The 19,006-nt window shown below is 75.1% G+C and carries 5 protein-coding genes; 4 read left to right on the top strand and 1 reads right to left on the bottom strand.

Going from position 1 to position 19,006, the window contains the following annotated elements; translation table 11 throughout:
* Positions 1-265: 265 nt before the first annotated feature.
* Together ACIP4P_RS03625 and ACIP4P_RS03630 are read left to right on the top strand one after the other, a co-directional pair.
* Entirely contained in the window at positions 266-1,543 is a 1,278-nt protein-coding gene (locus ACIP4P_RS03625; RefSeq protein WP_400914309.1) for an MFS transporter, read from the top strand.
* Positions 1,544-1,753: 210 nt separating this feature from the next.
* Positions 1,754-14,968, top strand: coding sequence for a MupA/Atu3671 family FMN-dependent luciferase-like monooxygenase (locus ACIP4P_RS03630; protein ID WP_400914311.1), 13,215 nt, complete (start codon positions 1,754-1,756; stop codon positions 14,966-14,968).
* A gap of 35 nt (positions 14,969-15,003) precedes the next feature.
* On the opposite strand, the gene ACIP4P_RS03635 is transcribed toward ACIP4P_RS03630, so the two are convergent.
* Positions 15,004-16,221, bottom strand: a complete 1,218-nt coding sequence (locus ACIP4P_RS03635; RefSeq protein ID WP_400914313.1) for an RNA-guided endonuclease InsQ/TnpB family protein — start codon at positions 16,219-16,221, stop codon at positions 15,004-15,006.
* Positions 16,222-16,358: 137 nt separating this feature from the next.
* Here ACIP4P_RS03635 and ACIP4P_RS03640 point away from each other — a divergent pair, with 137 nt between their 5' ends.
* Positions 16,359-17,825, top strand: coding sequence for a condensation domain-containing protein (locus tag ACIP4P_RS03640; RefSeq protein WP_400914315.1), 1,467 nt, complete (start codon positions 16,359-16,361; stop codon positions 17,823-17,825).
* A 208-nt stretch (positions 17,826-18,033) separates the two neighbouring features.
* Complete coding sequence (locus ACIP4P_RS03645; protein ID WP_400914316.1) at positions 18,034-18,810, top strand: DUF4389 domain-containing protein; 777 nt, start codon at positions 18,034-18,036, stop codon at positions 18,808-18,810.
* The last annotated feature ends 196 nt before the right edge of the window (positions 18,811-19,006 follow it).

A 19,006-nucleotide genomic window follows, 5' to 3' on the forward strand; every position in this document is an offset into this window, starting at 1 on the left:
TCGTCGGTCATGGTGTCATGGACATGTAGACGCGGGTCGACGCGACGTCGTGCTGCGGGTGACGAAAGGCCGACGGGGGCGGGGTCCGCGGATCGGACGTACCGGCACCAACTCGCCAGCCTGACCGGAAAGATGGTCCCGAGTCGGCCGAACTCACGATCTTTCGGACAGTGGACGATCAAACACTTGATCTACCCGTGGGTGGCTCCTAGATTGCCGTGCAATGTCACACTGAGACGACCGACGCGGCCTTCCTGGGGGACCGGTGCCGGACACCGCACAGCACGTACCGCCCCGGACCGTCGAGAAGCTGCCCCGGGTGTTCTACCGGCTGGCGCTGGGCGACGCCCTGTCCACCTACGGGAGCCAGCTCGACCTGGTGGCGCTCAGCCTGTTCGCCTACGAGGCGGCCGGGAACGCGCTCGGCACGGCCGGGTACCTGATCCTGCGGCTGACCGGCGGCTTGGTCGGCGGGCTGGTCTCCGGGCGGCTGGTGGCCCGGACCGACCGGCGACGGCTGATGACGGGCTGCGCGCTGGCCCAGGCGGTGGCCCTGATCGTGGTGGCCCTGGTCCCGGCGCCCGCCCGCATCCCGGTGCTCTACCTGCTCGCGCTGGTCTTCGGCGGGGCGGCGGCGGTGTGCGCCGTCGCGCTGCGCACCAGCATCCCGGAGATGGTCGGCTCCGAGCGCCGGGCCCGGGCCAACAGCCTGATGGCGAGCTGCCGTTCGGCCGCCATGGTGCTCGGCTTCGCCTCCGCCGGTGTGGTGGTCGCCTGGGCCGGGTTCCGGGCGGCGCTGCTGATCGACGCGTCCAGCTTCGTGGTGTTCGCCGCCGTGGTGCTCCGGCTGCCGCTGCGCACCCGGCCCGAAGCCGCGGGGGCCGACAGCGGTACCGATGGCAGCAGCGGCAGTGGCGCCGACGGCGGGAAGGGGAAACGATTCGGCAGCCGCTGGCAGGCCCTGATCGTCCTGCGGGCCGCCCCCGTGGTCGGCGCGATGGCCGGGATCCGCCTGCTGGACGCCTTCGGCTCGGCCGCCCACAACATCAGCCTGCCGGTCTTCGCCAACCAGCACGACCCCGGCAACCCGGCCGCGCTGCTGGGCACCTTCTGGGCCACCTGGGCGGTGGGCAACCTGGCCGCCCAACAACTGGTCTCCCGGCTCCTGCTGCGCCGGGGCATCGAGCCGGGCGAACGCGCCTTCGCCCTGGGTACCTGCCTGATGTCCGGCTGCTTCATCCTGGTCTTCACCGGGCTGCCGACCCCGCTGTTCCTGCTGGTGGCGATCGGCGCGGGGCTCGGCGACGGCTTCACCGAGATCTCGTACACCACCCGGATCCAGGCCCTCACCGACGAACGGCGCGGCCAGGCCTTCGGGTTGCTCGCCTCCGCCGAGAACGTCGGCATGGGCACCGGGATGCTGCTGAGCGGCTCGCTGCTGGCGCTGTTCAGCCCGCTGACCGTGGTCGGCGTCTCGCACGCCGTCCCGATAGTGCTGGCACTCGGCTTCCTGGTCCTGGTCGCCCGCTCGCGCACCCGCTGAACCCGAACCGCCGTACCGCCGCACTGCCGCTCCGCCGAACTGCCGTACCGCCGCGCCTCCGTACGCCCGCTCGACCGCTCCCACAGGTACCGCGCCACCGGATCCGCCGACGCCCACGAGGCCGCAGGCGACCCCGATCCGCCCACCCGACGCACCCCGGGGCAGCCCACCCGCGCATGCCCCGCACCGATCCGAAAGGCGCCGTAGCTGATGAGCCCCACCGGTCCCGACCGTGCCCGGCTGCGCGCGCTGGAGGCCCGGCTGCTGCTGCGTCCGGAGGTCGCCGACTGCGCGCTGCTGCCGGTCGAGCGCGCCGACCGCCGCCCCGGCCTGCTGGCCTACCTGGTGCCCGCCGTCGACACCGACCCCGCCGCGCTGCGCCGCCGGGCCACCGCCGCCCTGGTGGACGCCGACCCGGGCGCCGAGGTGCACCTGCTGGACGGCATCGTCCGCACCCCGGAGGGCGAGCCCGACGGTGCCGCCCTCGCCGCCGCCGTGACCCGGCCGCCCGCCGGGCCCGGACCGGCCCTCCGTCACCTGCGCGAACTCACCGTGCACTGGCGGCCGTTCGGCACCCCGGGGTCGGCCGTCCCCGAGCGCGCCGGAACCGAGGGGCACGGAACCGAGGAGTGCGGAACCCAGGAGCCCGGCATCGAGGAGACCGGCACCGAGGCGGTCGGCGCCCCGCTGCCCGCACCGGCGCCGGACGCGCCCCGGACGCTGCCCGAGGCGCTGCTGCGCGCCGCCGAACGGTACCCCGAGCACGGCCTGCACCTGGTCCGGGCGGACGGCCGGGCGACCAGGCTGACCTACCCCCGACTGCTGGAGCGGTCCCGGGAGACCCTCGCCCTGCTGACCGCCGCCGGACTGCGGCCCGGCGACCGGGTGATCCTCCAAGTCCCGGACCCGGAGCACTACTTCCCCGCGCTGTGGGGGTGCCTGCTGGGCGGGATCCAGCCGGTCACGGTGGCCCGACCGCCGGCGTACGACCAGCCCAACCCCGTCCTGGAGAAGCTCTGGCACGCCTGGCAGACCCTGGAGGAGCCGCCGGTGCTCGCCTCCGGTCCGGCGGTCGCGGGCCTGGCCCGGCTCGGCGAGCTCTACCCGGCGCCCGGGCTGCGGGTCGTCGCGGTCGACCGCCCCACCGCTGCCGGGGCCGACGAGGGCGCGCCGCCCGCCCGCCCCGGCGTCGAGTGCACCCCGGACCCGGGGGACGTGGCGATGCTCCAGCTCTCCTCCGGCAGCACCGGCCGCTCCAAGGCGGTGCAGATCACCCACCGCGGCATCCTGGAGTACGTGGCCGGCGCGGTGGCCCAGGGCAGCTCGCCCGAGGACGTCACCGTCAACTGGCTGCCGCTGGACCACGTCGCCGGGCTGCTGATGTTCCACCTGCGCGACGTGGCGCTGGCCGCCGACCAGGTGCAGGTGCCCACCGAGCTGGTGCTCGCCGACCCGCTGGTCTGGCTGGACACCCTGGAGCGCTACCGGGGTGCGCACTCCTGGTCGCCCAACTTCGGCTACCGGCTGGTCGCCGAGGCGGTGCGGGCGGCCGGTCCCGGCCGGCACTGGGACCTCTCCGCGGTCAAGTCCCTGATCAACGCGGGAGAGCAGTGCACCGAGGCGGTGCTGGACGAATTCCTGTCCGCCACCGGGCCATTCGGTGTCCGGGCGGAGCACCTGCTGCTCGGCTGGGGCATGGCCGAGACCTGTACCGCCATCGCCTACAAGCGCTACCACGAGGACGGCGCCCGCCGCCTGGTGCGCACCGACTCGCTGGGCGGCCGGCTGGAGCCCGTCGGCCCGGACTCCGCGGAGCGCGGCACCGCCTTCCTCAGCATGGGCCGCCCCGCCCCCGGCGCCCGGTTCCGGGTGGCCGGTGAGGACGGCCGGGCCCTGCCCGAGCACCGGGTCGGCCGGCTCCAGGTCAACTCCGGCCGGGTGACGCCCGGTTACCTGAACAACCCGGCCGCCGACCGGGAGTCCTTCGTCGGCGACGGCTGGTTCGACACCGGGGACCTGGCCTTCCTGGCCGACGGGGAGGTGGTGCTCACCGGCCGGCGCAAGGAGATCATCATCGTCAACGGGGTGCACCACTTCTGCCACGAGCTGGAGGACGTGGTCGCCTCCGTGTCGGAGGTGCGCTCCGGGCACGTCGCCGCCTTCGGGGTGCCGGACGAACGCACCGGCACCGAACAGCTGGTGATCGTCTACGTGCCGAGTGACCAGGACGCCCCCGCACCGCCGGTGGCCGCCGAGGTCCGCAGGGTGCTGGCCGCCCGTCGGCAGCCCGCCCCCGTCCTGGTGCTGCCGGTACCGGCGGCCGGGTTCCCGCGCACCACCAGCGGCAAGATCCAGCGCACCGCGCTGCGCGAGCGCCTGCTCGACGGCGGACTCGACGAGCAGATCGTGGCCCTGGACCTGGCCGAGGCCAACTCCCGCACCCTGCCGGACTGTGTGCGCCGGATCGGCTGGGAACCCCGCCCGGTGCCCCCGGACCCGGTCGGGGCCGCCCCGGCGGAGGGTGAGCCGGCGGAGGGCGACCCGGTCGGGCCGACCCTGCTGCTCGGCCCGTCCGGCCCCGGCACCCTGGTCGAGGCGCTGCGCGCGGCCCTGCCGCACGCCGTGGTGGTGGACCGGTCGCCGACCGCCGACCCCGGGCAGTGGCTGCGGGCCCTCGGCGAGCAGCGCCCCGGGCGGGTGCTGCACCTGTGGGACGCGGCCCGCGCGGACGCGGCACAGCCGGTGGACGCGGTACGGCCGGTGGACGCCGCGCCGCCGGACGAGGCGCTGCTCGCCCTGCTGCGCGCCCTCGGCTACCGGCCGCCCTCCGGCGAGCTGGTCACCGTCAGCGCCGGACTGTACGCCGTCCTGCCCGGAGAACTCCCCGATCCGGCCGCCGAGTTGACGGCGGCGCTGACCGCCGGGGCGAGAGCCGAGCAGCTGGTGCCGGCCGCCCGGCACATCGACCTGCCGGTCGGCCTGCCGCCCGCCGAGCAGGCCGCCGCGCTGCTCGCCCTGCTGGCCGATCCCCGGCCGGAACCCGAGTGCGCCTGGCGCGCGGGCCGCCCGTGGGTGCCCCGACTCGCGGCGGTCGAGCCCGCCAACGGCGCCTCCACGGCCGGGCCGTCCGTCGACGCCGGCCCGGCCGGGCCCGGCGGCTGCTCGCTGTTCTCGCCCGGCGCCCGCTACCTGGTCACCGGCGGCCTCGGCGGGATCGCCGCCGAACTGCTGCCCGGTCTGCTGCGCGACCACGGCGCCCGGCTGCTGCTGATCGGCCGCACCGACCTGGACGCGCCGACCGCCGAGGCGGCCGACCGCCGCGCCGCCCTGCAACGGCTGTCCGGCTACGGTGGCCGGGTCGACTACCGCCGGGCCGACGTGACGGACCGGGAGCAGCTGGCGGCCGTGGTCGCCGAGGCCGAACGGGACTGGCAGGCACCGCTGGACGGTGTGCTCCACCTGGCCGGCGCCTACCGGATCGCCCTGCTCTCCGGCACCGGCCCGGAGAGCTGGCGCGAGGCGGTGCGCGCCAAGACGACCGGCACCGACCACCTGATCGAGCTGGTCCGGCAGCGCCCCGGCGCCCAGTTCGTCGGCTTCTCCTCGATGGTCGGCTTCCAGGAGGCCGTCGGCTCCACCGCGTACGCCGCCGCCAACCGCTACCTGGAGAGCGCGGCCGAACGACTGCACCGGCAGACCGGCAGACCGGCCTGGACGATCTCCTGGGGCCTGTGGAGCCGGGTCGGCATGAACGGCGCCACCGACCTCGACCGGGTCGCCGCGGACCGGGGCATCGCGGTGCTGAGCGCCGCGCACGGCCGCCGACTGACGCGGCTGCTGCTGGACGGCGCCCCGGGCCGCTGGTACGCCGGGCCCGAGCCGAGCGCGCCCGCCGCGCGCCGCCGACTGCTGGCCACCGCCCCGCGGCCGGTCGCCGAGGCGCCCGCCGCCCGGCCGGCCGAGGCCCGGACCCCGCGGCCCAGCGCCGAGCCGGCCGGCCTCCCGGGATCCGCGCCCGTCGGCGCCGAACTGCGCAGGACCGTCCTGGACGCCTTCGAGGCGGTCCTCGACGCCCCGCTCGACCCGACCCGCCCGCTGGCCGAACTCGGCATCGGCTCCCTGCAGTTGATGCGGGTGCACGGCGCCCTGAGTGCGGCCCTGCCGGCGCCCCCGTCACCCACCGAACTGTTCCGGCACCCCACCGTGGACGCCCTGGTCGCCCACCTCACCGAGGCGCCCACGGCCCCGGCCGCGTCCTCCGCCGAGCCCGCCGCCACACCGTCGACCGGTGGCGCCGACGACCGCCGGGTGGCCGTCGTCGGCCTGGCCCTGCGCTTCCCCGGCGCCGACACTCCCGAGCAGTACTGGCGCAACATCGTCGACGGGGTCCGCAGCACCACCCGGTTCACCGAGGAGGAGCTGGCGGCGGCCGGGCTGCGCCCGGAGGAGTACGGTCACCCCGACTTCGTCCCGGTGACCGGCGCGCTGCCCGACACCGACCGCTTCGACGCCGAGGCCTTCGGCATCAGCGGCGCCGAGGCCGCCCTGATGGACCCCCAGCAGCGCCTGCTGCTGGAGACCTGCCGCCAGGCGCTGGAGGACGGCGGCTACGACGCGCCCGACCCGCAGCGCCGGGTCGGGGTCTTCGCCGGCACCGGGATGACCCTGTACGCGCTGCGCACCTACTACCAGCACACCCTGGCCACCACCGCCGACCCGGCCGAGCCGGTCCCCGCGCTGCAGACCGCGATCGGCAACCAGGCCGACTTCGCCGCCACCCGGGTCGCCCACCGGCTGGGCCTGACCGGCCCGGCGATCGGCGTGCAGACCGCCTGCTCCACCTCGCTGGTCGCGGTGCACCTGGCGGCCCAGGCGCTGCTGGCCGGCGACTGCGACCTGGCCCTGGCCGGGGCCGCCGCCCTGCACATCCCGCAGGCCGCCGGATACCGCTACCAGGAGGGCTCGATCCTCGCCCCCGACGGCGTCTGCCGGGCCTTCGACGCGGCGGCCGGCGGCACCGTCGGCGGCAACGGGGTCGCGGCCGTGCTGCTCAAGCGCCTGGACCGGGCCCTGGCCGACGGCGACACCGTGCACGGCGTCATCCTCGCCTCGGCCGTCAACAACGACGGCGGACAGAAGGTCGGCTTCACCGCGCCCAGCGTGGACGGCCAGGCGGCGGTCGTCGGACGGGCCCTCGACCTGGCCGGGGTGCCGGCCGAGAGCGTCGGCTACATCGAGGCGCACGGCACCGGCACCCCGCTGGGCGACCCGATCGAGTTCCGGGCGCTGGCCCAGGCGTTCCGCGCCCGGACCGGGGCGGTCGACTTCTGCTCGCTCGGCTCGGTGAAGCCCAACATCGGCCACCTGGACACCTGTGCCGGACTGGCCGGGCTGATCAAGGCCCTGCTGGTGCTGCGGCACGGCACCGTCCCGCCGCTGGTCGGCTTCGAGCGCCCCAACCCCGCGCTGGAGCTGACCGGCAGCCCGTTCCGGCTCTCCGCCGAGGCCCGCGACTGGCCGGTCAGTGCCACCCCGCGCCGGGCCGGGGTGAGCGCGCTGGGCGTCGGCGGCACCAACGCCCACCTGGTGCTGGAGGAGGCCCCGCCGGCGGCCGCACCCGGCGGTGGCCCCTGGTCGGCCCCGACGGTGCTGCCGCTGTCCGCCCGCACCGAGCAGGGCCTGACCGAGCTGGTCGCCCGGTTCCGCGACCGTCTCGCCACCGGGCCCGCGCCCGCCCCCGGCGACCTGCCGCTCACCGTGGGCGGCGGGCGCCGCGCGCTGCGCCACCGCCTCGCCGTCACCGGCGCCGACCCCGAGGAGCTGCGCTGCGGCCTGGAGGCCCACCTGGCGGGCCGCACCACCGGAGCCGTACCGGTACGCCGGGAGGCGCCGCGCGGCGACGTCCGGCCGGTGCTGCTCTTCACCGGCCAGGGCGGCCAGTACCGGGGGATGGCCGCCGAACTCCACCGCGCCTTCCCGGTCTTCCGGGACGTCCTGACGGAGTGCGACCGGCTGCACCGCGAGGCCTGGGACGAACCGCTGCTGCCGCTGCTGCTCGACGCCGTGCCCGCCGGGGCCCAGGACGTATGGACCACCGAAGCGGCCCAGCCCGCGCTGTTCGCACTGCAGGCGGCCTACCTGCGGCTCTGGCAGGAGCTCGGGCTCCGCCCGGCCGCCGTCGCGGGGCACAGCGCCGGTGAGTACGCGGCCTTCCACGCGGCGGGCGCCCTCGACCTCGCCGACGGGATGTTCCTCACCGCGCTGCGCGGCCGGCTGATGCACCGGGCGACCGCGCCCGGGGCGATGACGGCGGTGATGGCCGGTCCGCAGCGGCTCGCCGAGCTCGGCGCCCGACCGGCCGGGGCCGGGGTCGAGCTGGCCGTCGTCAACGGCGCGGGACAGTGCGTACTCGCCGGGCCGCCGGAAGGGATCGCGGCGGCGGAGGCCGCACTCGCCGCCCAGGGGGTGACCACCGAACGGCTCGGCACCAACCGGGCGTTCCACTCCCGGCTGCTGGACCCGGTGCTCGAACCGCTCCGCGAACAGCTCGCCCGGCTGCGGCTGCGGCCCCTGACCGTCCCGCTGGTGAGCAACCTGGGCGGCGAGGTGTTGGCCCCCGGTTACGTGCCCACCCCCGACTACTTCGTCCGGCAGACCCGGGAGACCGCGCGCTTCGACCAGGTGCTGGCCGGGCTGGACGGGCTGGGCCACGACGTCCTCCTGGAGCTCGGCCCGCACCCGACGCTCACCGGAATGGGCCGCCGGGAGCTGCCGCACCGCCACTTCGTGGCCGGGGCCCGGCGCGGAGCGTCGCAGGAGCTGCAGTTCGACGCCGCGGCGGCCGCGCTCTGGTCGCACGGCGTCCCGATCGACTGGGCGCGCTTCGCCGCCGCCCGCGACTGGCCGGACGGCCCGGCCCGCCGGGTGCCGCTGCCGACCACCGTCTTCCAGCGCCGCCGCCACTGGTTCACCGCCCCCGACCGGCCGACCACCGAGGACCCCGCCATGCACCAGGCACCGCCGCCCCAGCAGCCCGCAGCCGTTGTTCCGTCGTCCGTCGCGAGCCCCGAGCAGTCGGCCGAGGCGGCCGTGCTGCGCCGGGTGCTGGAGCAGACGGCCCGACAACTGGGCCACGACGAGGGGGAGGTCGGAGCCGACGACCCCTTCTTCGACCTGGGCGCCGACTCGCTCGGGATGATCAACATGATCCGGGACCTGGAGCGCGCCTACCGGGTGCGGATCTCGATGCGGGAGCTGTTCGAGGAGGCGGACACCCCGGCCCGGCTGGCCGGGCTGATCGCCGGGCGGCTGGAGCCCGCCGTCCGGGACGCGCTGGTCCCGGCCGCGGCGCCCGAGCCGGCCGTCGTGCCCGAGCCGGTGGCCGCTGCCGCCGCCGCTGCCGTCGCCGAGCCGGCACCGGCGCCCCGAGCGGTCGTGCCCGTGGCACCCGCCGTGCCCGCCGTACCCACTGTGCCCGCCGTACCCGTACCGGCGGCGCTCCCGGTTCCGGTCGCCGCCCCGGTGACCGACGGCACCGCCCTGATCGAGCGCCAACTCGCGCTGCTCGGCCAGTTCTCCGACCTGATGCGCGACCAGCTCGGCCTGCTGGCCGGGACCGGGCCGGTGCCGCCCGCGCCCGTCCCGGCGGCGGCTCCCGCCGTCCTGCCACCCACCGTGGCCGTCGCGCCCGTGGCCCCCGCGCCCGTGCCCGTCGCCGCGCCCGAGGCCCCCGCCGGCCCGCAGGTGCACGGCCCCCGGGTGACCCTCTCCCGCGAGTCCGGCATGGCCTCCGGCGGCCTGACCGAGCAGCAGCGCGCCCACGTGGACGGCCTGGTCGCCCGCTTCACCGCCCGCACCGCCGCCTCCAAGGCGGTCACCCGCCGGCACCGGCGCACCCTCGCCGACAGCCGCGCCGTGGTGGGCTTCCGCTCCGCGACCAAGGAGATGCTCTACCCGCTGGCCGCCCGCCGGGCCCGGGGCTCCCGGCTGGAGGACCTCGACGGCAACACCTACGTCGACATCACCATGGGCTTCGGCGTCCTGCTCTTCGGCCACGACCCGGAGTTCGTCACCGAGGCCGTCCGCGAGCACCTGGCCGGCGGGCTGCGGCTGGGCCCGCGCGGCCCGGAGACCGGTGAGGCCGCCGAACTGCTGGCCGAGCTGACCGGCACCGAGCGGGTCGCCTTCGCCAACTCCGGCACCGAGGCGAACGCCGGGGCGATCCGGCTGGCCCGCGCCCACACCGGCCGGGACACGATCGTCATGTTCGAGGGCTCGTACCACGGCCACTCCGACCAGACCCTGGGCCGGACCGTGGGCCACGGCGCCGACCGGGAGACCGTCCCGGTGTCCAGCGGCATCCCGGCCGGCGCGGTCGCCGACCTGGTGGTGCTGCGCTACGGCGATCCGCAGAGCCTCCAGGTCATCGAGGAGCTCGGCGACCGGATCGCCGCCGTCCTGGTCGAGCCGGTGCAGAGCCGCCACCCCGGGCGCCAGCCCGTCGAGTTCGTCCGCGCGCTGCGTGAACTGACCACCCGGCGCGGCATCGTGCTGCTCTTCGACCAGATGCTCACCGGCTTCCGCCCCCACCTGCGCGGCGCCGAGGGCTTCTGGGGCGTCACCCCCGACCTCTCCACCTACGGCAAGGTGCTCGGCGGCGGCTACCCGATCGGCGCGATCGCCGGACGCGCCGACCTGCTGGACGGGATCGACGGCGGCCACTGGGACTACGGGGACGACAGCTACCCGCCCAAGGACACCACCTTCTTCGGCGGCACCTACATCCAGCACCCGCTGGCGATGACCGCGGCGGGCGCCGTGCTGCGCCACCTCAAGGAGGCCGGCCCCGGCCTCCAGGAGCGGCTGAACGCCCGTACCGACGAACTCGCCGCCACGCTCAACGGGTTCTTCGAGGAGGAGGAGTTCCCGCTGCGGCTGGCCCACTTCGGCTCGCTGTTCCGGTTCGAGCCGCGGGCCGACGTGGAGCTGTTCTTCCCCGAGCTGCTGACCCGCGGGGTCTACGTCTGGGAGTGGCGCAACTTCTTCCTCTCCACCGCCCACACCGACGGCGACGTCGAGTTCGTGGTCGACGCGGTCCGGGAGTCGCTGTGCGGCCTGCGGCGCGGCGGCTTCTTCCCGGCCCCGCCCGGGGTGCGGCTCCCGGCTGCGCGCCCGGCGGCGGACGCGCTGCCCGGCCTCGCGGCGGAGACCCGCGCCGAGCCCGTGAAGGAGACCCGCACCGAGCCCGTCCCCACCTCCTACCAGCCGGTCCGCGACCCGGAACGCCCGGTGGACTTCAGCCTCTACTTCTTCGGCGACTACCTCCTGGACTCCCCGGAGGACGAGAAGTACCGGATCGTCCTGGACAGCGCCCGCTTCGCCGACCGGCACGACTTCCACGCCGTCTGGCTGCCGGAGCGCCACTTCCACTCCTTCGGCGGGATCTTCCCCAACCCCTCGGTGCTGGCCGCGGCCCTCGCCCGGGAGACCAGCCGGATCCGGCTGAACGCCGGCTGCGCGGTGCTCCCGCTGCACCACCCCGTCCGGGTGGCCGAGGAGTGGTCGGTGGTCGACAACCTGTCCGGCGGCCGGGTCGGCCTGGGCTGTGCCAGCGGCTGGCACCCCAACGACTTCCTGTTCTTCCCCGAGAACTACGGCGGGCACAAGGAGTTGATGCACCGTCAGGTCGACACCGTGCGGTCCCTGTGGCGGGGCGAGCCCTACCGCGGCCGCAACGGCAACGGGGAGCCGATCGAGGTGACCCTGCACCCGCGTCCGCTGCAGGAGCAGCCGCCGATGTTCACCGCGATCGTCGGCAACCCGGACAGCTTCCGCGAGGCGGCCCGGCACGACCTGGGCGTCATCACCAACCTGATGACCCAGGACGTCGCCCAACTCGCCGAGAACGTCGCCCTCTACCGGCGCACCCGGGCCGAACACGGCCTGGACCCGGAGGCCGGCCGGGTGGTCGTGCTGGTCCACACCTACCTGGGCGCCGACCTCGACACCGCCCGCGCGCAGGCCTACCGCCCGTTCTGCCACTACCTGCGCTCCTCGCTGTCGCTGTTCGGGCAGATGGCCAACAGCCTCGGCCTGACCCTGGACTTCGAGAACACCCGGGAGGAGGACCTGGAGTTCGTGCTGGAACGCGCCTACGAGCGCTACTGCGCCGCGCGCGCCCTGATCGGCACCCCGGAGAGCGTGCGCCCCGTGCTCGCCGAACTGCGGGCGGCCGGCGCGGACGAGATCGCCTGCTTCGTCGACTTCGGGCTCGCCCCCGACCTGGTGGCCGCCGGCCTGCCGCAGCTGGACGCGCTGCGCCGGGCCACCGGGCGCGGGGCCCGACTGTCGTACGCGCAGCAGCGGATGTGGTTCCTGCACCGGATGCGGCCGGACGCCGCGCAGTACAACGAGGTCAAGGCCGTCGCGCTGGACGGCCCGCTCGACCTCGACGCGCTCGACGCCGCGCTGCGGGCGCTGGTCGAGCGGCACGTCGGGCTGCGCACCGTCTTCCGGGAGCAGGACGGCGAACCGCACCAGCAGGTGCTGCCCGCCCCGCGCGGCCCGGTGCTGGAGCGGATCCCCGCCGACGGGGCCGGGGAGGCGGCGGTCGCCGCCGCCGTCGCCGCCGAGGGCGTGCACCGCTTCGACCTGGCCGAGGGCCCGCTGTTCCGCGCCCGGCTGCTGGCGACCGGGCCCGAGCGGCACGTCCTGGTGCTGTCCATGCACCACATCGTGATCGACACCCTGTCCACCGTGGTGATCACCCGCGAGCTGGGGGAGCTGTACCGGGCCGCCCGGGAGCGGCGGCCCGCCCGGCTGCCGGTGCTCACCACCACCCCGGCCGCCGAGGCCGCCCGGGAGCGGGCCGCGGTGGCCGCCGGGGCGTACCAGGAGAGCCTCGACCACTGGCGCAAGGTGCTCGGCGGCGACCTGCCGGTGCTCGCCCTGCCCACCGACCGCCCCCGCCCCGCCGTGCCGGACGGTCGTGGCCGCGCCCACGTCCGCCATCTGTCCGCCGAACTGTCGGCAGGTGTGCGGGAGTTGGCCCGCAGTCGGCGCTCGACCCTGTTCATGGTGCTGCTCACCGCCTTCGCCGGGGTGCTGCACCGCCACAGCGGCCAGGACGAGCTGGTGCTGGGCACCCCGCTGGCCAACCGGGCGGACGGCACCGACGGCCTCGTCGGCTTCTTCGTCAACACCCTGGCGCTGCGGCTGGACCTGTCCGGGGAGCCGGACTTCGCCGAGGCGCTGGACCGGGTCCGCTCCAGCGCGCTGGACGGCTACGAGCACCAGCAACTGCCCTTCGAGGTCCTGGTGCAGGAGCTCAACCCGGAGCGGGACACCAGCCGCAACCCGCTCTTCCAGGTGATGGTCGAGTTCGAGAACCACGCGGTCTTCGAACTGGACCTGCCCGGGGTGACCGCCCGTCCGCTGGACCACGTGGTCGACCGCTCGGCCTTCGACCTGTCGCTGTTCCTCACCAACCTGCCCGACGGCATCCGCTGCCACGTCGAGTACGCCGAGACGCTGTTCGACCGGGCCTCGGTGGACCGGCTGTTCGACGACTTCGAGCGGCTGCTCGCCGCCGCCGTCACCGACCCCGCCCGCCCGTTCGCCGAACTGACGGCCGCCCCCGCCGACCCCGCCCTGGAATGCGGGCCCGAGGCCGACCCGGCGCCCGCGCACCCGCTGGCCGTCGTGGCCGCCACCACGGCGGCCCGGCCGGACGAGGTCGCGGTGGTCGCCGCCGACGGCACCGCGACCGACTACCGCACGCTCGGCGCCCGGGCCGAGGAACTGGCCCGCCGACTGCTCGCCGCCGGGGTCCGCGAGGGCAGCCGGGTCGCCGTGCTGCTGCCGCGCTCGGTGGACCAGGTGGCCGCGCTGCTGGCGGTGCTGCGACTGGGCGCCGTCCTGGTGCCGATCGACCCGGTGCAGGGCGCGGAGCGCTGTCGGCTGATCGCCGCGGACAGCGCCCCGACCGTGCTGCTCACCGCACCGGGCACGGACCTGATGGGCATCTCGCTGCCGACCGTCAGCACGGCGGCGGAAGCCTCCGGCGACGCAGCGGCTCTCGAACTCCCGCCGCCGCCCGCCCCCTCGGCGCGGGCCGCCGCGTACCTGCTGTACACCTCCGGCTCCACCGGCACACCCAAGGGCGTGCTGATGCACACCCTCGGCCTGGCCTCCCTGATCGCCTGGAACCTCGCCGACCACCCGGCCGCCCGCACCCTCCAGTACGCCTCCTGCGGGTTCGACGTCAGCGTCCAGGAGATGCTGACCACGCTGGGCGGCGGCGGCACCCTGCTGCTGATCGAGGAGGAGACCCGCTACGACATCACCGCGCTGGCCGCCGTGGTCCGCGCCACCCGGGCCGAGCGGCTGCACCTGCCGTACACCCCGCTGGCCGCGCTGGTCGAGGCGCTCGGCGCGGAACCGGTGCCGCACCTGCGCGAACTGGTCCAGGGCGGTGAGCAGTTGCTGCTGACCCCGGCATTGCGGGCCTTCCTGGCCCGCAACCCCGGCTGCCGGCTGCTGAACCACTACGGCCCCACCGAGACCCACGGGGTCACGGCCGGGGTGATCCCCCCGGACGGGCCGGACCACGCCGCGATCGGCCGCCCGGTGCCGGGCAGCCGGATCGTGCTGCTGGACGCCGCCGGGCGCCCGGTCCCGACCGGGGCCGTCGGCGAGATCCACGTGCTCGGCGTCCAGGTCGGCCTGGGCTACCCCGGCCGGGAGGAGGAGGCCGCCGCCGTTTTCACCGACACCCCGCAGGGCCGCCGCTACCGCACCGGCGACCTCGGCCGGTGGCGGCCGGACGGCACCCTGGAGTACCTCGGCCGGGCCGACCGCCAGGTCAAGGTGCGCGGCTACCGGATCGAACCCGGCGAGGTCGAGACCGTGCTGCGGACCGTCCCGGGCGTGCGCGGCGCGGCGGTCACGGGCCGACGCACCGCAGCGGGCACCGCGCTCGCCGGGTACGTCCAGTGCGCGGCCGCCGACCTGCCCCGGGTGCGCGACCACCTGGCCGACCTGCTGCCCGAGCACATGGTGCCGGGCCTGTGGGCGGCGGTCGGGACGCTGCCGTTCACCACGAACGGCAAGCTCGACGAAGCCGCCCTGCCCGAACCGCTGCCGCTCGGCGCCGGCCTGGCCGCCGCCGCCCCGGCCACCGAACTGGAACGCACCGTGCAACGGCTGTGGGAGGAGGAACTCGGCCGCCCCGCAGGCGTGGAGACCTCCTTCTTCGACCTCGGCGGCCACTCGCTGGCCGCCACCCGGCTGCTGAACCGGGTCCGCGAGACGACCGGGCTGCGGATCGGCGTGCTGGACTTCTTCCGCCGCCCCACCATCCGCGGGATGGCCGCCCACACCCCGTCGGCCCAGGACCGCCCGGCCTTCGAGGAGGGCGTGCTTTGACGTCCTCCCTGCCCTGCAGGGCAGGGATTCCTGGCTCACGCTGCCGCAGCGTCCGTCGGACGGTGCGGGCTTGCACGATCGACACCAGCCGGGTTGAGACCAGCCCGGACGAGCATCACGGCGGCGGAGTTCTTGTCGCGAGGCGACGACACTCCGCACCCGGTGCACGAATAGGTCCTCTCGGAGAGGAGGAGACGGTGCTTGGCTCTCACACCGCAGTGCGCGCAGTCCATCGTGGTGTGCGCGGGGTTGACGAGATACACGGTCCGCCCGTGCTTGCGGGCCATCTCGACCAAGGCCGTCTTCGTGGCCGCTATCGCGGCGTCGGCGGCCTTGCGGGCCATGGTGGTCTTCGCCAGGAACTTCGGCCGGAAGTCCTCGACCGCGAGGGTGTCGTGGTCCCGGACGACCTGCTTGGCCCACTTGCGGGCGGTGTCGCTCCGCTGGTCGGCGATCTTCCGGTGGACCTTCGCGGCCTGCCGCTGGGCCTTCCGGTAGCCCTTGGTCTGCGCTTTTCCCTTCGGCTGCCTGCGCCGGGCCATCTGCCTCTGGTAGTGCGCGAGCCGCTGCGCCGCGCTTTTCCCGTGCTGGGGGTGGGGCAGGTCGTGGTCATCGGACGTGGTGGTCGCGATCTCCTTCACGCCCCAGTCGATGCCGATCACCGAACCCGTCTCCGGAAACGGCTGGGCGCCGACCGCGACGACGAACGAGCAGTACCAGTGCCCGAGGGCGTCCTGGTACACGCGGACCGACGAAGGGTCGGAGGGAAGGTCACGCGACCACACCACCGACAGCACGATGCCGCCCGCGAGGTGCAACCGGCCGGCCCTGATCCGGAAACCACGCCGGGTGTAGTTCAGGCTGGGCCGGGAGTCCCGCTTCCTCTTCGGGTTCGGCATCCCGGCGCGCTGACGCTGCGGCAGACCGGCCTTGATGTCCTTGAGGGCCTTCGCCCGGGCCTTGGCGAAGTCCCGGACGGTCTGTTGCTGTGGAACCGAAGCGCCATCGCGCAGCCACGCCATCGCACCGCGGGCCTCGGTCAGGAGCTTGTCGAGGTCGGCCGGCCCGCAGGTGCGCTTCCCACCGGACCGGTTGGCGATGTGCGTCTTGCGGGACATGTGGATGCACTCGTTCCACAGCCACCGGCACCGGCCCCACTCCGCTTCCAGCAGCCCGGATGCCGTCTTCGACACGCGCAGGCGGTAGGTGTACCGGGAGTAGCCGGCTTCCTCCACAACCTGTCGTGTCGTCACAACCCGGAACCTACCTGACCCCACCGACAACGAGAGAAGAAAGAGCAGATGCATAGAAGACTCCGCCACTTCGCGACTCCGAGCCAGGGACCCTTTCCTTCCCGGCCCGAAGGCCGGGGTTTCCTGGGAGAAACCTGGTGACGGCCGCACCTGACACCGAGGAGGGCTGGGAGCGGCTGGTCCGGCTGCTCGACGAGCGCGGGATCGTGCTGCGCACCACCGGCGACCGGCTCGGCTATCTGGCCCCGCCCGGCGCGCTGGACGAGGAGGCGGCCGGACTGGTCCGGGCCCACCGGGACCGGCTGCTGGCCGTGCTGACCGACTCCGGCACGGCGCTCGCCGTCGCGCCCGCCGGACTGGCCCAACGCCGCCTGCACGGCACCCACGGGCGCTCCGCGGACCCGGCGGTGTGGAACATCACCCAGCGCCTCACCCTGCGCGGGCCGCTGGATCCCGAACGGCTGGCCGCCGCCCTGACCGCGCTGACCGACCGCCACGAGAGCCTGCGCACCCGCTACCGGGACACCGACCTGGGCCTGCTCCAACAGGTGCTGCCGAACACCCCGGTGGAACTGCCGCTGGACGACCTGCGCGCGCTCGCCCCCGCCGCCCGGGAGGCGGCGCTCGCCGAGGCCGTCCGGGCCGAGGGCGACCAGCCGTTCGACCTGAACGGGGACCGGCTGCTGCGCGCCCGGCTGCTGCGGACGGCCGACGAGGTGTGGGTGCTGGTGCTGACGCTCCATCACATCGTGGTGGACGGCTGGTCGCTGGCCACCCTGCTGACCGACCTGGGCGCGCTGTACCACCCGACCGACCCGCTGCCGGAGCCGGGCCGGATGACCGACCACGCCTGCTGGGAACGGACCGTGGTCACCCCGGCCGCCGTCGCCGAGGCGATCGACCACTGGACCGCGGTGCTGGGCGGCGCCCCGCTGGAGGTGGCCCTGCCCACCGCCCGGCCGCGGCCCGCGAAACGCTCCGGGAACGGCGGCACGGTCGGCTTCCGGGTTCCAGCGGCTCTGGCCGAGGCGGTGCACCGCTACGCCGCCGGGCGCTCCACCACCGCCTCGGCGGTGCTGCTGGCCGGCTACGCCCGGCTGCTCGGCGAGCTGACCGGGGCGGCGGAGACCCTGGTGATGCTCTCCCACGCCAACCGCACCCGGCCGATCGACGAGCGGGTCGTCGGCCTGCTCACCTTCGGCCTGCCGATCCGGCTGCCCACCCGCCTCCCGGGCGGGTTCGGGGCGCTGGTGGACGCCGCCGCGAGGGCGGTCGCCACCGCCCTCGACCACGCCGTGGTGCCCGTCGGCCAGCTGGTCGACCGGCTGCGCGAGCGCGGGGTCCAGCTGCCCCCGTCGTACCCGCAGGTCCTGCTCACCCTGCTGAGCACCCCGACCGCCGCCCTCGACCTGCCCGGCCTGACCGTGGAGATCGAGGACGTGCCGGGCCCGTCGAACCGCTCGGACCTGCTGCTGGCCCTCATCCCGGACGAGGACGGCTACGCGGGGATGGCCGAGTACGACGCCGACCTGTTCGATCCGGAGACGGTGCGCTCCTGGCTGGACACCCTGCTGGCCGGTCTGGTCCGGGAGCTGACGGACTGAGCGGCCGATCGGGCGGCAGACCCGTCCGGAGCAACGTGACGCGCGGGGCGGGCGGGGGGCTGCGATCTTCGGAGGGACCCGGCGGTGACCGACTGCCGGGTCCCGTCTTCCGGGGACCGCGCCGTGCCCGGGACCGCAGACCGTGGAGGCCCGGATGTGGCAGGCTCCCCCCGCCCCCGTCAGCCGTGAGTGGCTTCCCGTACTCGACATGCCGGCGCCCTGGCGGCAGGACCGCTGGTCGGTGCTACTGCGCCTGCTGCTGGCGATCCCGCAGATCGTGGTGGTGTGGGTGCTGTCGGTGGTGGCGTTCTTCGTCACCGTGATCGGCTGGTTCGGTGCGCTGCTGCTCGGTCGGCTGCCCGGCTTCGCGGTGCGCTACCTCAGTGCGTACGTCCCGTACGAGGCCCGGGTGAACGCGTACCTGATGCTCGCCATGGACCACTACCCGCCGTTCCGGTTCCGGGCTCCCGGGTACCCCGTGCAGGTGGAGCTGCGGCCGGGGGAGCTGAACCGGCTGGCCGTCCTGTTCCGGATCATCCTGGTGATCCCAGCCTCGATCGTGCAGGGCCTGCTGCACGCGGGGTGGTGGGCGGTCTGCTTCATCAGCTGGCTGGTGGTACTGGTGCTCGGCCGGATGCCGCAGTCGCTGTACGAGGCGACCACCGCGATCCTGCGCTACCAGCTGCGGTACACCTCGTACCTGCTGATGCTCAGCTCCGCCTACCCCAAGCGGCTGTTCGGCGAGGAGCCGGGCAGCGAGCCGGAGCGGGTGTCGGCCACCCGTCCGCTGGTCCTGAGCGGCGGCGGGCGCCTCCTGCTGGTGGTCTTCCTGATCCTCGGCCTGATCTCCTGGGTGACCAGCTCGGTCACCGCCTCGGTGAACTCCGGTGACGACGACACCAACGACGACAACGGCATCAACCCGAGCCAGCGCGTCGTCGCGCCCCTCGTCCCGGGCCCGGTCGGGCAGGGTGCCGAGCGTTGAGGCCAAGCCGGAATCCGGCCAACATCACCGCACCGCGCGGGACTTGACGAGGGTCCTCGCGAAGGAAGATGCTGTGCGACAGCCGGGCAAGCTGGTGTGGATGGGATCGCAGCCCTATTCACCCCAGCTGGCCCGGCGCCTGTCGTCCCCGCCTCAGGAGGGCCGGATGATGCAGGAGGGCCGGCTGATGACGGTC

Source organism: Kitasatospora sp. NPDC089509 (assembly GCF_044749365.1).
Classification (GTDB): domain Bacteria; phylum Actinomycetota; class Actinomycetes; order Streptomycetales; family Streptomycetaceae; genus Kitasatospora.

Excerpts from the sequence above, each read along its gene's own strand:
- ACIP4P_RS03630 (WP_400914311.1), top strand. The coding sequence starts at position 1,754 with ATGAGCCCCACCGGTCCCGACCGTGCCCGGCTGCGCGCGCTGGAGGCC.
- ACIP4P_RS03645 (WP_400914316.1), top strand. The coding sequence starts at position 18,034 with ATGCCGGCGCCCTGGCGGCAGGACCGCTGGTCGGTGCTACTGCGCCTG.